The 14,965-nt window shown below is 72.6% G+C and carries 15 protein-coding genes; 9 read left to right on the top strand and 6 right to left on the bottom strand.

Annotated features, from left to right (window positions below; genetic code table 11):
- Positions 1–23 precede the first annotated feature (23 nt).
- Complete coding sequence (gene katG / locus ACFYMM_RS00630; RefSeq protein ID WP_388382352.1) at positions 24–2,240, top strand: catalase/peroxidase HPI; 2,217 nt, start codon at positions 24–26, stop codon at positions 2,238–2,240.
- Between the two features lie 87 nt (positions 2,241–2,327).
- Here the strand turns inward: katG and ACFYMM_RS00625 are convergent, their stop codons facing one another.
- Positions 2,328–2,723 (bottom strand): cyclic nucleotide-binding/CBS domain-containing protein, encoded by a 396-nt coding sequence (locus tag ACFYMM_RS00625; RefSeq protein ID WP_388382350.1) that lies wholly within the window; start codon positions 2,721–2,723, stop codon positions 2,328–2,330.
- 147 nt (positions 2,724–2,870) lie between these two features.
- Positions 2,871–3,671 (bottom strand): histidinol-phosphatase, encoded by an 801-nt coding sequence (hisN, locus tag ACFYMM_RS00620; RefSeq protein WP_388382348.1) that lies wholly within the window; start codon positions 3,669–3,671, stop codon positions 2,871–2,873.
- A 430-nt stretch (positions 3,672–4,101) separates the two neighbouring features.
- Between hisN and ACFYMM_RS00615 the strand changes: the two genes are divergently transcribed.
- The gene (locus ACFYMM_RS00615) at positions 4,102–4,710 is read left to right on the top strand and encodes a TetR/AcrR family transcriptional regulator (RefSeq protein ID WP_388382347.1); all 609 of its coding nucleotides are present in this window, start codon (positions 4,102–4,104) and stop codon (positions 4,708–4,710) included.
- A gap of 60 nt (positions 4,711–4,770) precedes the next feature.
- Here ACFYMM_RS00615 and ACFYMM_RS00610 read toward each other — a convergent pair whose 3' ends face one another.
- The 4 genes from ACFYMM_RS00610 to ACFYMM_RS00595 all read right to left on the bottom strand — a co-directional run bounded on the left by ACFYMM_RS00610 (position 4,771) and on the right by ACFYMM_RS00595 (position 8,289).
- Positions 4,771–5,094 (bottom strand): DMT family transporter, encoded by a 324-nt coding sequence (locus ACFYMM_RS00610; RefSeq protein WP_388382345.1) that lies wholly within the window; start codon positions 5,092–5,094, stop codon positions 4,771–4,773.
- Positions 5,095–5,170: 76 nt separating this feature from the next.
- On the bottom strand, positions 5,171–6,181 hold the full coding sequence (gene rsgA, locus ACFYMM_RS00605; protein WP_388382343.1) for a ribosome small subunit-dependent GTPase A: 1,011 nt from the start codon (positions 6,179–6,181) through the stop codon (positions 5,171–5,173).
- 16 nt (positions 6,182–6,197) lie between these two features.
- Complete coding sequence (gene aroA / locus ACFYMM_RS00600; RefSeq protein WP_388382341.1) at positions 6,198–7,538, bottom strand: 3-phosphoshikimate 1-carboxyvinyltransferase; 1,341 nt, start codon at positions 7,536–7,538, stop codon at positions 6,198–6,200.
- A 28-nt stretch (positions 7,539–7,566) separates the two neighbouring features.
- A complete protein-coding gene (locus ACFYMM_RS00595; protein ID WP_388382339.1) occupies positions 7,567–8,289 on the bottom strand; it encodes a M50 family metallopeptidase in 723 nt (240 codons plus the stop codon).
- Positions 8,290–8,428: 139 nt separating this feature from the next.
- On the opposite strand from ACFYMM_RS00595, the gene ACFYMM_RS00590 reads away from it, so the two are divergent.
- The 7 genes from ACFYMM_RS00590 to ACFYMM_RS00560 all read left to right on the top strand — a co-directional run bounded on the left by ACFYMM_RS00590 (position 8,429) and on the right by ACFYMM_RS00560 (position 14,962).
- Positions 8,429–9,244, top strand: a complete 816-nt coding sequence (locus ACFYMM_RS00590) for an SOS response-associated peptidase (protein ID WP_388382337.1) — start codon at positions 8,429–8,431, stop codon at positions 9,242–9,244.
- 37 nt (positions 9,245–9,281) lie between these two features.
- Positions 9,282–9,947 (top strand): alpha/beta family hydrolase, encoded by a 666-nt coding sequence (locus ACFYMM_RS00585; RefSeq protein ID WP_388383279.1) that lies wholly within the window; start codon positions 9,282–9,284, stop codon positions 9,945–9,947.
- A 255-nt stretch (positions 9,948–10,202) separates the two neighbouring features.
- The gene (sigR, locus tag ACFYMM_RS00580) at positions 10,203–10,886 is read left to right on the top strand and encodes an RNA polymerase sigma factor SigR (RefSeq protein WP_388382335.1); all 684 of its coding nucleotides are present in this window, start codon (positions 10,203–10,205) and stop codon (positions 10,884–10,886) included.
- Positions 10,883–11,212 carry a mycothiol system anti-sigma-R factor gene (gene rsrA, locus ACFYMM_RS00575; protein WP_388382333.1) on the top strand — a complete coding sequence of 110 codons (330 nt, stop codon included), beginning with the start codon at positions 10,883–10,885 and terminating at the stop codon, positions 11,210–11,212. Before sigR ends, rsrA begins: the two co-directional genes overlap by 4 nt.
- 111 nt (positions 11,213–11,323) lie before the next feature.
- Positions 11,324–12,634: an HD-GYP domain-containing protein gene (locus tag ACFYMM_RS00570; RefSeq protein WP_388382332.1), complete on the top strand. Its 1,311-nt coding sequence runs from the start codon at positions 11,324–11,326 to the stop codon at positions 12,632–12,634.
- Positions 12,631–13,884, top strand: coding sequence for an HD-GYP domain-containing protein (locus ACFYMM_RS00565; protein WP_388382330.1), 1,254 nt, complete (start codon positions 12,631–12,633; stop codon positions 13,882–13,884). The genes ACFYMM_RS00570 and ACFYMM_RS00565 overlap by 4 nt, the downstream gene beginning before the upstream one ends.
- Positions 13,885–13,981: 97 nt before the next feature.
- A complete protein-coding gene (locus tag ACFYMM_RS00560) occupies positions 13,982–14,962 on the top strand; it encodes a tetratricopeptide repeat protein (RefSeq protein WP_388383277.1) in 981 nt (326 codons plus the stop codon).
- The last annotated feature ends 3 nt before the right edge of the window (positions 14,963–14,965 follow it).

Here is a 14,965-nt window from a genome sequence, read left to right as displayed (position 1 = left end):
CCACCTAGTCCGGAAGGGTTCCCATGTCTGAGAACCACGATGCAATCGTCGTAGACGCGAAGACCGAGGACGGAGGTGGCTGCCCGGTCGCGCACGGGCGGGCCCTGCACCCGACCCAGGGCGGCGGCAACCGCCAGTGGTGGCCGGAGCGGCTCAACCTGAAGATCCTCGCCAAGAACCCCGCGGTGGCGAACCCCCTCGGTGAGGAGTTCGACTACGCCGAGGCGTTCAAGAGCCTCGACCTTCCCGCGGTCAAGCGCGACATCGCCGAGTTGCTGACGGACTCCAAGGACTGGTGGCCCGCCGACTTCGGGAACTACGGCCCCTTCATGATCCGGATGGCCTGGCACAGCGCGGGCACCTACCGCATCAGCGACGGCCGCGGCGGTGCCGGCGCCGGCCAGCAGCGCTTCGCCCCGCTCAACAGCTGGCCGGACAACGGCAACCTCGACAAGGCCCGCCGTCTGCTGTGGCCGGTCAAGAAGAAGTACGGCCAGAGCCTGTCCTGGGCCGACCTGATGATCCTGGCCGGCAACGTCGCCCTGGAGTCCATGGGCTTCGAGACCTTCGGCTTCGCCGGCGGCCGCGCGGACGTGTGGGAGTCCGAGGAGGACGTGTACTGGGGTCCCGAGACCACCTGGCTCGACGACCAGCGCTACACCGGCGACCGCGAGCTGGAGAACCCGCTCGGCGCCGTCCAGATGGGCCTCATCTACGTCAACCCCGAGGGCCCCAACGGCAACCCGGACCCGCTCGCCGCGGCCCGCGACATCCGTGAGACGTTCCGCCGGATGGCGATGGACGACGAGGAGACCGTCGCGCTGATCGCCGGTGGCCACACCTTCGGCAAGACCCACGGCGCCGGCCCGGCCGACCACGTCGGCCCGGACCCGGAGGCGGCCCCGATCGAGGCGCAGGGCTTCGGCTGGGCGAGCACCTACGGCACCGGCAAGGGCGGCGACGCGATCACCTCCGGCCTGGAGGTCACCTGGACGGCCACGCCGACCCAGTGGAGCAACGGGTTCTTCAAGAACCTCTTCGAGTACGAGTACGAGCTGAGCGCCAGCCCGGCCGGCGCCCACCAGTGGGTGGCGAAGAACGCCGAGGCGATCATCCCCGACGCGCACGACCCGTCGAAGAAGAAGCTCCCGACGATGCTCACGACCGACCTGTCGCTGCGCTTCGACCCGGTCTACGAGCAGATCTCGCGCCGCTTCTACGAGAACCCGGACCAGTTCGCGGACGCCTTCGCCCGCGCCTGGTACAAGCTGACCCACCGTGACCTGGGCCCGAAGTCGCTGTACCTCGGCCCGGAGGTCCCGCAGGAGACCCTGCTGTGGCAGGACCCGCTGCCCGAGGCCGAGGGCGAGGCCATCGACGCCGCGGACGTCGCGGCCCTCAAGGCCAAGCTCCTCGACTCGGGGCTGACCGTCTCGCAGCTGGTGTCCACCGCGTGGGCGTCCGCCTCGACCTTCCGCGGCAGCGACAAGCGGGGCGGCGCCAACGGCGCGCGCATCCGCCTGGAGCCGCAGCGCGGCTGGGAGGTCAACGAGCCCGACCAGCTGGCGCTGGTGCTGCGCACCCTCGAGGGGATCCAGCAGGAGTTCAACGCCGGCGCCAAGAAGGTCTCGCTGGCCGACCTGATCGTCCTCGGCGGTGCCGCCGCCGTGGAGAAGGCCGCCAGGGACGGCGGTTACGACATCGAGGTGCCCTTCACGCCGGGCCGCGTGGACGCCACGGAGGAGCACACCGACGCGGAGTCCTTCGCCGCGCTGGAGCCCACCGCGGACGGCTTCCGCAACTACCTCGGCAAGGGCAACCGTCTGCCGGCCGAGTACCTGCTGCTCGACCGGGCGAACCTGCTCACGCTGAGCGCCCCCGAGCTGACGGTCCTGGTCGGCGGCCTGCGGGTGCTGGGCGCCAACCACCAGCAGTCGCAGCTCGGCGTCTTCACCAAGACCCCGGGTGCCCTGACCAACGACTTCTTCGTCAACCTGCTCGACCTGGGTACGACGTGGAAGGCGACGTCGGAGGACCAGAACACCTTCGAGGGCCGCGACGACGCCACGGGCGAGCTGAAGTGGGCCGGCAGCCGGGCCGACCTGGTCTTCGGGTCGAACTCCGAGCTGCGTGCGCTGGCCGAGGTGTACGCGAGCGACGACGCGAAGGAGAAGTTCGTGAACGACTTCGTCGCGGCGTGGACCAAGGTCATGGACCTGGACCGGTTCGACCTGGTGTGAGGCAGTGACGCGGTGAGGTAGTGCCGCAGGGCCCGACGGGCCGGACCCCGCTGTGGGGTCCGGCCCGTTCCCGTGCGCCGGCGCTGTTCAGAGCGCCGGCGCAGGCTCGCGTACCGGGGCCCAGCAGCGGATGATGTCACGCACCGAGACGATGCCGGCCGGCTCGCCCCGCTCCAGGACGATCAGATGTCGGAAGCCGCCGTGCGCCATGGCGCGGGCCGCCTCCTCCAGGCTCCAGTCGGGGGTGGCGAAGACGACGTCGTTGGTGGTGTGGGCGTGGATGCGTTCGGTGTCCGGGTTCTGGCCCAGACCCACCGAGTTGAGGATGTCCCGTTCCGTGAGGATGCCGATGCCGCCGGCGTCCGGATCGAGGACGACCGCGGCGCCGACGCGTCGGGCGGACATCAGGGCGGCTGCCTGACGGAGGGTGTGAGCGGGGCCGACGGTGAGGACCACCGTGCTCATGGCGTCTCGGACGAACATGGCTGGGAGCCACCTCCTTAGAATCCACGGTTGTTCGCGGATTCACAAGTTCACAAGTGAGGGTGTCCCCAGGTTTGCAGGTAAAGCGGAGGTCAACAAGAGGGCGCGCGCAGCCAGTTGAGGGCGCGCGTGATCACCTCTGGCTGCTCAGTAGCGCCCGTTGAGATACCCCAGCAACTCGTCGTGCAGCAGGCCGTTGGACGCGGCAGCGTTGCCGCTGTGCGGGCCCGGGCGGCCGTCGAGGCCGGTGAAGGTGCCGCCGGCCTCCGTGACGACGATCGCGGGGGCGGCCATGTCCCACAGCGACAGCTCGGGCTCGGCGCAGATGTCCACGGAACCCTCGGCGACCATCATGTAGGGCCAGAAGTCGCCGTACGCGCGCGTGCGCCAGACCTCGCGGCTGAGGTCGAGGAAGTCGTGGAGGCGGCCCTGCTCCTCCCAGCCGGAGAGGGAGGAGTACGCGAAGGAGGCGTCGTCGAGCCGGGCGACACGGGAGACGTGGATGCGGCTCGCGGCGGACAGGCTGCGGCCGGTGAAGGCGCCGTGGCCCTTCGCGGCCCACCAGCGGCGGCCCAGGGCGGGGGCGGAGACGACGCCGACGACGGGCTGGTAGCCGCCCTCGCCCGCCTCCATCAGGGAGATGAGGGTGGCCCAGACGGGCACGCCGCGCACGTAGTTCTTGGTGCCGTCGATGGGGTCGATCACCCAGCGGCGGGGGCCGGTGCCCTCGATGCCGTACTCCTCGCCGAGGATGGCGTCCCTCGGACGGGCGCGCTGGAGCTGGCCGCGGATGAGTTCTTCCGCGGCCTTGTCCGCCTCGCTCACCGGGGTCATGTCCGGCTTGGTCTCGACCTTGAGGTCCAGGGCCTTGAAGCGAGCCATCGTCGCGGCGTCGGCCGCGTCCGCGAGGACGTGGGCGAGGCGGAGGTCGTCGAGATAGTCGGCCATGTGAGGAACGGTATCCGGGCGTGACGGCGTCGGGCCAACGGGGGTCCCACGCGGGCGTGTCCCGGCCCCGGTGAACGCGGCGTGCTCTCCCGGTGCCCTGACACCAGGGATGCCTTCGGCGTGCCGGTGCTGCGGTGGGCGGGGCCGCGCCATGCGGCCGGCCCCAGCGGCCACGAGCCACCGAGCGCCCCGTCCCCGCCCCAGCACCGCAGGCAAATGGCTGGGCCCGCGCCGAGTGTCGTCTCCGGCGGGCGGCCCCCTTCTCAGGCGCCGCAGGCAGAGCGCTCGGGTGGCGCCGGGCGCGCGGCCCCCGGCTCCTCCTCGCCCGCGCGCCGCAGGGAAAAGGCGCCCCCCAGTGCCTTCGCGGGCCCTTGACAGTGCATTTGTGCGCGTCAAATCTGGGCGGAGTGCCACTCGCCCCAGGGAGGCGATGATGCCTGCTGCCCGGGAGTCACTCCTGGATGCCGCCTACACGGCGCTCGCGCGTCGGCCGTGGTCCGCCGTGCGGATGGTGGACGTGGCCGCGGCGGCCGGGGTGTCCCGGCAGACGCTGTACAACGAGTTCGGGGGCAAGGACGGACTCGCCCGGGCGCTGGTGCGGCGGGAGGCGGACGGTTATCTCGCCGGGGTCGACCGGGCCCTGGGCGGATACGCGGAGCCGCGCGACCGGCTCACCGCCACCGCCGAGTGGACCGCCTCCCTCGCCCGCGAGAACGCGCTCGTACGGGCCATGCTCACCGGCTGCTGGACCGAGCGCCTGCCCACGCCGACGCTGTCCGCCGTACCGTCCTCCTCCGCCGTACCGGCGCAGCGCCGCGCGGACGGCCCGCTGCCGTCGCCCGGCGACTTCGTGCAGATCGTCCGGGACCGGGCGGTGTCCGTGCTGGCCGGCCCCGTCGCCGTCGGCTCCGACACCGCCGAGCTGGCCCGCTCCTGCGAACTCGTGGTCCGGCTGGCCCTGTCCTGCGTGGCGGCTCCGCCGGGCGAGGGCGGGGTGGCGGAGCTGGTGCGCGGCGCCCTGCAGAGGCAGCCCGTCTAAGGGGGCGCGGGCTCGTCCGTACCGCGCAGTGCCGGGGCAAGCGCTCCGTGGCCGGATGCCCTAGTGGGACGACCCCGACAGCTGCAGGCCGATCACTCCCACGATCACCAGGCTGATCGAGACGATCTTCAGCGTCGACACCAGGTCGTCGAGGAAGATCATCCCGTAGATCGCGGTGCCCGCCGCGCCGATGCCCGTCCACACCGCGTAGGCCGGCCCCACGTCGAGCTTGCGCAGGGAGAGGGTGAGCAGGCCGAAGCTGCCGAGGGCGAAGGAGGCGAAGGCGATCGTCGGCCACAGCCGGGTGAAACCGTGGGAGAGCTTGAGGCACACGGCGAAGCCGGTCTCGAGCATTCCGGCCACTATGACCAGCAGCCACGCCATGTGCTGTCCTCCCGTAGGTCCGGCTCGGTGCGATTATGCACTTACCGGGCCGGAGGGCCCCCAAACAACGCGGCGGTCAGTCGCCTTCCTTGCGCTCCCGGGTGGCCAGCAGCCGACGCAGGGAGTACAGCCGCGCCGGATCCGCGTGCCCCTCCTCCACCCAGGCGTCGAGCGCGCAGTCCGGCTCGTCGTGGCCGCACGCGCGCGGGCAGCCCTCCGTCCCCGGCTCCAGGTCCGGGAAGGCGTGGATGACCCGGGACGGATCGATGTGCGCGAGGCCGAACGAGCGCACGCCCGGGGTGTCCACCACCCAGCCGTCGTCTCCGCTCAGGGGCAGCGCCAGGGCCGAGGTGGTGGTGTGCCGGCCACGTCCCGTCACCGCGTTGACATGGCCCGTCGTACGCCGCCGGTCTTCCGGGACCAGGGCGTTGACCAGGGTCGTCTTGCCGACGCCCGAGTGGCCCACGAAGGCGGTGATCCTGCCGTCCAGCTGCTCCCGCACCCGGTCCGCCGCGTCGCCGTTCTCCAGCTCCTCGCGGCTGGTGACGACGTACGGAATGTCCAGGTGGCCGTACAGCTCCAGCAGTTTGTCCGGTGAGGCCAGGTCCGACTTGGTCATCACCAGCAGCGGCTCCAGGCCGCCGTCGAAGGCCGCCACCAGGCAGCGGTCGATCAGCCGGGGGCGAGGCTCCGGATCCGCCAGGGCGGTGACGATGGCCAGCTGGTCGGCGTTGGCCACGACCACCCGCTCGAACGGGTCGTCGTCGTCGGCCGTGCGGCGCAGCACCGAGGTGCGCTCCGCGATGCGGACGATCCGCGCGAGGGTGTCCTTCGTGCCGGACAGGTCCCCGACCAGGGCCACCCGGTCGCCGACCACCGCGGCCTTGCGGCCCAGCTCGCGGGCCTTCATCGCCATCACCACCCGGTCCTCGACCAGGCAGGTCAGGCGGCCCCGGTCGACGGTGAGGACCATGCCCTCGGCCGCGTCCTCGTGCTTGGGCCGGATGTTCGTACGCGGCCGGTTGCCCTTGCGGTTGGGGCGGCTGCGGATGTCGTCCTCGTCGGTGTGCTTGCCGTAGCGGCGCATGATCCCGGTCCGCCCGTCAGTTCCCCAGCATCCCGGTCCACAGGTCGGGGAAGTCGGGCAGGGTCTTGGCCGTGGTCGCCACGTTCTCGATCCGGACGCCGTCCACCGCCAGGCCGATGATCGCGCCGGCCGTCGCCATGCGGTGGTCCTCGTAGGTGTGGAAGGTTCCGCCGTGCAGCGGGCGGGGGCGGATGTGCAGGCCGTCGGCGGTCTCGGTGACGTCGCCGCCCAGCTCGTTGATCTCCTTGGTGAGCGCGGCCAGCCGGTCGGTCTCGTGCAGCCGCAGATGGGCCACGCCCCGCAGGGTGGACGGGGAGTCGGCGAGCGCGGCGACCGCGGCGATGCCCGGGGTCAGCTCGCCCACGTCGCTCAGGTCGACGTCGATGCCGTGCACCGAGCCCGAGCCGGTGAGGACGAGCCCGAACTCGGTCAGCTCGCAGGAGCCGCCCATCTGGGTGAAGATCTCGCGCAGCCGGTCACCGGGCTGGGTGGTCCGGGCCGGCCAGTCCGGGATCAGTACCTTGCCGCCGGTCACCAGGGCCGCTGCCAGGAACGGCTGGGCGTTCGACAGGTCGGGCTCGATGGTCAGATCGCGGCCGAGCAGCGCACCGGGGGTGACCCGCCACACGTTCGGCTCGCCGCCCGATTCCGGGGTGTCCACCTGGGCGCCCACCGAGCGCAGCATGTCGACCGTCATCCGGATGTGCGGAAGCGAGGGCAGCGAGGAGCCGGTGTGACGGACCTCGACGCCCTGGTTGAAGCGCGGGCCGGACAGCAGCAGCGCGGACACGAACTGGGACGAGGACGAGGCGTCGATCGACACCGGGCCGCCGTCCAGCGCACCGGCACCGTGCACGGTCAGCGGCAGCGCGCCCCGGCCGTCGTCGTCGATCCGGGCACCGAGCACCCGCAGCGCGTCGATCACACCGTGCAGCGGACGCTCGTAGGACCGCGGATCGCCGTCGAAGCGGACCGGGCCGTCGGCGAGCGCGGCCACCGGGGGCAGGAAGCGCATCACCGTGCCGGCGTTGCCGACGTCGACCGTGGCCGGGCCGTTGAGGCCCGTGGGGAGTACCCGCCAGGCCTCGCCGGTGCCGTCCGGGCCGCCCGCGAGGGACGAGCTGGATGACACGGTTTCCTCGATCTCCACGCCCATCGCGCGCAGGGCGCCCGCCATCAGCAGGGTGTCGCGGGAGCGCAGCGGGCGGCGCAGCCAGCCGGGCTCGGAGGCGAGGGCGGCGAGCACCAGGGCGCGGTTGGTGACCGACTTGGACCCGGGCACGTGGACCGTCGCGTCGACGGCTCCGCTCGCGTGCGGGGCGGGCCAGAGGGCGGTGTGTGCGTCGTTCGGGGCCATGGGGCAACTTTATAAGGAGGGGCCGCGGTCATCCCTCCAGGAGCCACCGGCCTCCGCCGATCAGCGAGCACAGCGACACCGCGTGGAACAGGAACAGCCACAGGCCCGCCGGGACGTGCGTCAGCCGGGACAGCTGGTCCGCGTCCGAGTCCCCGGCGCCGCCGCGGGAGCGCTTCGCCTGCAGCTCGAAGGCCGGTCGCACCCCGCCGAACAGCAGGAACCACACCACCGCGTACGCGAACGCCGCCTGCACCTGCGGGCCGGCCAGCCACGACACCAGCAGGAAGGCCCCGCCCGCCAGCACCACGGTCAGGACGCCGTACGCGTTGCGGATCATCACCAGCATGGCCACCAGAAGGGCGGTGGCCGCCCACAGCAGCAGGGTGATGCGGCCGCCGGCCAGCAACGCGGCGCCGCCCAGCCCCAGCAGCGGGGGCGCGGTGTAGCCGGAGGCGGCGGTGAGGATCATGCCCAGGCCGTGCGGCTTGCCGCGGCTGAGGGTGAGGCCGCTGGTGTCGGAGTGCAGGCGTATGCCGGTGAGCTGCCGGCCGGTGAGCAGGGCAACCAGACCGTGGCCGCCCTCGTGGGCGATGGTGATGGCGTTGCGGGAGAGGCGCCACAGGGTGTGCGGTACGACCACCGCGAGCGCCGCGACCAGGGTGGCGAGCACCACCCACAGGTCGGGGGCGGGCTGGGTGCCGGTCAGGCGGTCCCAGAGGTCGGGCAGCGCGGTGGCGGCGGTGCGGTCCATGTTCGGCGGTCGCTCCCTGTCCCGGAATCGATGGGGGTCGGCGCCAGGCGCCGTCGTTGGGGGTCGTGTCGTGGGGGGTGGTGTCGTGGGGGTGGTGGTCGGGTGACGGGTGGGTGGTGGGCCTGGCAGTGTGGCACGTATGTGCGGACGGTATGCATCGAGTCGTAGGCCCGAGGATCTCGCAGGTGTCTTCGAGATCGAGAAGTGGGACCCCGAGGAGACCCTTGAACCCGACTACAACGTGGCGCCGACCAAGGAGGTCTACGCCGTCCTGGACCGTCCGCTGAAAGACGCGGGGTCCCCGCGTCCGGTTCGCCAGCTGCGCCGGCTCAAGTGGGGACTGGTCCCCTCCTGGGCCAAGACCCCCGAGGGCGGCGCCCGGATGATCAACGCGCGGGCGGAGACCGTCCACGAGAAGCCGGCCTACCGCCGTGCCTTCGCCGCCCGGCGCTGCGTCCTGCCCGCCGACGGCTACTTCGAGTGGGTCACCGGGCAGCAGGAGCGGGAGCTGGAGGTCGAGGGGAGGAAGAAGCGGCCGCGCAAGCAGCCGTACTTCGTGCTGCCGGCCGACGGATCGGTGTTCGCGATGGCGGGCCTGTACGAGTTCTGGCGGGACCGGACGCTGCCCGACGACCATCCGCAGGCGTGGTGGGCGACCTGCTCGGTGATCACCACGGAGGCCGAGCGGACACCGCTGGCCGTCGCCCCGGCCGAGGGGCCGTACTCCCTCGCCGAGATCCACCCCCGGATGCCGCTGATGCTCACCCCGGACCGCTGGGACGCGTGGCTGGACCCGTCCCGCGGTGACGTCGACGACCTGCGGGAACTGCTGGCCCCGCCGCCCGAGGGGCTGATGCGGGCGTACCCGGTGTCCACGGCGGTGAGCAGTGTGCGCAACAACGGCCCCGAGCTGCTGAAGGAGCTGGAGGGCCCCGAAGAGGGCACACTCTTCTGACGTGAGGACCTCCCATGACGCGACCGCCGCTTCCGACGTGACAGCAGCTTCCGACGTGACGGCCGCTTCCCACGTCACGACCGAGATCGTCGGCACGGACGCGGGGGACGCCCGCCTCACCTGGCACCCGGCGAAGAAGGCGCGGCTGGTGCTGGCGGTGAGCCACGGCGCCGGCGGCGGCATCGACGCCCGGGACCTGCGGGCGCTGGCCGCGGTCCTGCCGGGACACGGCGTGAGCGTCGCCCTCGTCGAGCAGCCCTGGCGGGTGGCCGGCAAGAAGGTGGCGCCCGCGCCGAAGACCCTGGACACCGGCTGGCGCGGCATCTGGCCGGCGCTCGTCGCCCCCGGCCTGCCGGTGATCTCCGGCGGGCGCAGCGCGGGCGCCCGGGTCGCCTGCCGCACCGCCACCGAACTCGGGGCGCACGCCGTCCTCGCGCTCGGCTTCCCGCTGCACCCGCCCGGAAAGCCGGAGAAGTCACGCGCCGGGGAACTGCTCTCCGCGGGGGTGCCCACCCTCGTCGTCCAGGGCGGGAACGATCCGTTCGGGAAGCCGGCGGAGTTCCCCGCCGGTACGCACCGGATCATCGAGGTGCCCTACGGCGATCACGGGTTCGCCGTGCGCAAACGCGCCCCGGTCTCCCAGGAGCGCGCGCTGGAGATCATCACGGACGGCGTCGCGGAGTGGACCTCGTCACTCGGCTGACGGGCGGGAATGTTGTGCGGCGGGGCGCTGTTGTGGCCGACAGAAGTGCTGGATCGCCGGCACCGACGCCGTAGAGAGGGAGTCCGCCGCATGGGTTCGACCATCTGCCCGAACCGCAGCAGCCGTAGTGACCTGGACTGGACGGTGCTGCACGCGGCCAAGACCGCTCCTATTCGAGCGGCGGGCGGACCGGATCGTCGTCTATCCTCCGATTCTGGTGGGACCGGTTTCGGCCTCACCCGGAATCTTGAGGAGGTGGGTCCGGTTCCCGGTACCGACGCAGGGACCGACAACGGCCAGGCGGAGCTGCCCGAGGGCCAGGGCAACAGCGCGGAGTCGACCACGGAGCGCAACACGCGCTTCGAGCGGGACGCGCTCGAGTTCCTCGACCAGATGTACTCGGCCGCGCTGCGCATGACGCGCAACCCCGCCGACGCCGAGGACCTGGTGCAGGAGACGTACGCCAAGGCGTACGCGTCCTTCCACCAGTTCCGTGAGGGCACCAACCTCAAGGCGTGGCTGTACCGGATCCTCACCAACACCTTCATCAACTCGTACCGCAAGAAGCAGCGCGAGCCCCAGCGCTCCGCGGCCGAGGAGATCGAGGACTGGCAGCTCGCGCGCGCCGAGTCGCACATGTCGACCGGTCTGCGCTCCGCCGAGTCGCAGGCGCTGGACCACCTGCCCGACTCGGACGTGAAGGAAGCGCTGCAGGCGATCCCCGAGGAATTCCGCATCGCCGTCTACCTCGCGGACGTCGAGGGCTTTGCGTACAAGGAGATCGCGGACATCATGGGGACCCCCATCGGTACGGTGATGTCCCGGCTGCACCGGGGCCGTCGTCAACTGCGCGGCATGCTGGAGGACTACGCGCGTGAGCGCGGGCTGGTCCCGGCCGGCGCCGGAGAGTCGAACGAAGCGAAAGGCTCGGGCTCATGAGCTGCGGAGAGCCGCACGAGACGGACTGCAGTGAGGTCCTGGACCATCTGTACGAGTTCCTCGACAGTGAGATGCCGGACGTCGACCGCGACAAGTTCCAGCACCACTTCGAGGAATGCTCGCCGTGCCTGGAGAAGTACGGTCTGGAGCAGGCCGTGAAGAAGCTGGTCAAGCGGTGCTGCGGGCATGACGACGTGCCGAGCGACCTGCGCGCCAAGGTCATGGGGCGGATCGATCTGATCCGTTCCGGCGCGGCGGTGCCCGAGCACGATGTGACGGCCGCCCCGGCGGCTCGGCCCACCCCGGCCGCGCCCCAGGAGTCCTGACCCTTCGGTCATCACCCGAACGTGCTAATCCTCGGGTCATAAGCTCTCGTACCCCCCGATTTCAGCCCTAGGCTCCGAAGCCTGGACAGGCATGGTCGGGGGAGGGGTGCGATGGAGGCGGTTCCGGCGCGGGCACGCTGCTATGTGACCTGTGTCGCCCTGCTCGCCCTGCTCTGTCTGCTGCCCCTGCCGACGGCGTCCCGTGCCCCCTGGTGGGCACTGGCCCTGCTCGCCGCCCTGTACGCGGGCTGCGACCATCTCGTACGGCGCCGGTTCGCGGGCACCTTCTACCCCGTCCTGCTCGCCGGCGCTTTCCTGCTGCCCCCGCCCGCCGCCGCGCTCGTACCGCTGCCCGCCGCGCTGTTCCCCTGCGCCGGACCCCGCTCGGCACCGCTGCGGCGCCTGTGGCGGGCCGCTCAGCTGGCCCTCGCCGTGTGGGGTGCCTCCCGGGTGCACTGGGCGCTGGGCGGCCGGGACGCGGTCACCGGCGCCGACTTCCCCTACGCCCTGGTGCCCGCCGGGGCCGCCGTGCTCGCCTTCTGCCTGGTGCTCACCGTGCTGGACGGCGGGATCCGCGTGGTCGCCGAGCGGGTGCCGCCGCGGCGGGCCTGGCGCGGGCTGCTGTCCCGCTCGCTTGGCCCCGTGGCGGTGCACGGGCTCGCCGGGCTGATGATGGCCGTGCTGTGGCGCAGCCCGTACGGCCCCGTCGCCGCGCTGCTGGTGCTGCTGCCGATGTGCGTCTCCTGCTGGGTCTTCGCCCAGTACCACCGGGAGCGGGCCGCCCACCAGGCCACCATCCGCGCCCTGGTGCGGGCCGTCGACATCAAGGACGGCTACACCCGCGGGCACAGCGAGCGCGTCGGACACGCCTCCGTGCTGATCGGCCGCGAACTCGGCATGGACGAGGAGCGGGTGGAGGTGCTGCGCTTCGCCGGGATCCTGCACGACGTCGGCAAGCTCGGCGTGCCCACCCGGCTGCTGCGCAAGGACGGCCCGCTGACCCCCGAGGAACGGCGCGTCATCGAACTGCATCCCGAGTACGGCCATGAGATGGTGCGCGGCATCACCTTCCTCGGCGAGGCCCGGGCGGCGATCCTGCACCACCACGAACGGCTCGACGGCAGCGGGTACCCCTACGGGCTGGTGGGCGGTCAGATCCCGGAGTGCGCCCGCGTGGTGGCCGTCGCCGACGCCTTCGACGCCATGACCTCCACCCGCTCCTACCGCAGGGCCCGCCCCGTCGCGGCGGCCGTCGAGGAACTCGAGCGGTGCGCGGGCACCCAGTTCGACCCCCGCATGGTCACCGCGCTGCGGCACGCCCTGGCCCGCTACGGCTGGCACCCCGCCGTCACCGCGGACGAGACACCGCACCAGGCCCCGGCGTCCGAGCCGGTGCCCAGCAGTCCCGGGCCGCCCCGGTGAACGCGCTGCGGCTGCTGCACGGCTGCGCCCTTCTCGTCGGCTCCGGCTCGCTCCTCGTCACCCTGTGGACCGGTGTCGACGACCGGGGCGTCGCCCTCGCCTTCGGCGTCCTCATAGCCGTCGGCGAGCTGACCCGCTGGAGCGAGGCCCAGTTCCGGCAGGCCGCGCCGCTGGGGGCGGCCGGGGCGCTCGGGTACGCGCTGCTGGGCGCCGACGCCGGGCAGCCGGCCGCGCACGACGCGCCCCAGGTCGTCACCGTCGTCCTCGCCGCCGCCCTGCTCGGCAGCGTCCCGCACATCTGGCGCGGCCGCGCCACCCCGACCCGCGACCACCTCACCCGCCGCGTCCTGACCGCCGCCTTCGCCGCCGTCTGCTGCCATCCCCTCCACCACACCCTCGCCCACGAGGGCCCGTTCCAGGCCTGGGACGGACCCGCCTACGTCCCGCTGCTGGTCGCCCTGCTCGTCCTCAGCGCGCTGTGCGACGCGGTCCTGGCCGCCGCCCTGGCCCACTTCCGCACCCGGTGGCCGTTCGGCCCGCTGCTGCGCGAGGAACTGCGGGGCCTGCTCGGCATCGGCTCCGCGGTGTGCGCGACCGGCGCCGTGATGGCCCTGGCCGTCGCGGTCGCCGGACTGTGGGCGCTGCCGGTGTTCTGCCTGCCGCTGCTGCTCACCCAGCTGTCCCTGCGCCGCTACGCGGCCGTGCGCGCCACCTACCGGCAGACCATCGCATCCCTAGCCCGGGCCACCGAGATAGCCGGGTACACCCCCGCCGGACACGCCCGCCGCGTCGCCGCGCTCAGCCAGGCCGTCGGCCGGGACCTGGGCCTGTCCGGATCCGAGCTGACCGTGCTGGAGTACGCGTCGCTCATGCACGACATCGGCCAGCTCAGCCTCGTCGACCCGGTACCGGCCGGCGCCACCGCCGCGCTGCCCGCCGAGGAACAGCGGCGCATAGCGCTGCTCGGCGGGGCCGTCGTACGGCAGACCGGGGTGGACGCGGCCGTCGCGGTGGTCGTCGAGCGGCAGGCCGACCCCTACCGGGAACAGCCGGTCGCCGCGCGGATCGTCAGGGCCGTGAACGCCTACGACGAGAAGGCCAGGGACGCCGGTCCCGGCGGGCCGCTGCGGGCGCTGGAGGAACTGCGGCTGGGCACCGCGGGACAGTACGCGCCGGAGGTGGTGGAATCGCTCGCGCGGGTACTCTCCCGACGGTCTGACCTTGGTGCGGGCTGGGTAACCCATGGGTAATGAGCGCCCCTCCCGCCGTACGTGGTTGGATGCGAGGGAGAGGGTGTCCGGGGGCACAAGCCAGCCCACTGTGAACTGGAACTGGCAGGCGGGAATCGTGAGGATCTTCGGCAAGGGACGGCACCGGCCCTCCGCCTCCTGGCGGCAGGCCACCGACAGGGCGTTCACGCTCATCGGCGACGGCCGGTACGAGGACGCGGGCGAGCTGCTGACCCGCGCCGCCGACCTGGAACCCTGGCTGTCGGAGTCCTGGTTCAACCTGGCCCTGCTGCACAAGTTCCGGCACGACTGGGAGCAGGCCCGCGCGGCCGGACTGCGGGCCGTGGCGCTCCTGGACCGCGAGACCGGCGCCCCCGACTGGTGGAACGTCGGGATCGCCGCCACCGCCCTGCAGGACTGGCCGCTGGCCCGCCGCTCCTGGCAGGCCTACGGCCTGAAGGTGCCCGGCGGGGCCACCGCCGCCGGGGAACCGCTGGGCATGGAGCTGGGCAGCGCGGCCGTACGGCTGTCGCCCGAGGGCGAGGCCGAGGTCGTGTGGGGACGCAGGCTCGATCCGGCCCGGATCGAGGTGCTGTCCATTCCGCTGCCGTCCTCCGGGCGCCGCTGGGGCGAGGTCGTGCTGCACGACGGCGTACCGCACGGTGAGCGCACCACGGCCGCCGGGCCCGCCTACCCCGTCTTCGACGAGATCGAGCTGTGGGCGCCCTCGCCCGTGCCCACCTGGGTGGTCCTGCTGGAGGCCGCCACCGAGGCCGACCGGGACGCGCTGGAGCAGCTGGCCGCCGACGCGGGCTTCGCGGCGGAGGACTGGTCGTCGTCGGTGCGGCTGCTGTGCCGGATGTGCTCCGAGTCACGGATGCCCTCCGACGAGGGCGACGGGGTGCACCTGGATCCGCACGACCACAGCGAGCCGGGGCATCCGGGGCCGCTGGGGCACCGGACGGACGGGCAGCTGTGGGTGCCGGAGCGGGAGTGCGGGGTGGCCGCGCCGGCCTCGCTGGTCCGCGGGTTGCTGGACGGGTGGGTCGCGGACAGCCCGGACTCCAGGGACTGGCGGGACCTCGAAGAGGTCTGCTGAACC

This window comes from Streptomyces sp. NPDC006739, assembly GCF_042869815.1.
Classification (GTDB): domain Bacteria; phylum Actinomycetota; class Actinomycetes; order Streptomycetales; family Streptomycetaceae; genus Streptomyces.
This window is presented reverse-complemented; position numbering and strand designations above follow the sequence as displayed.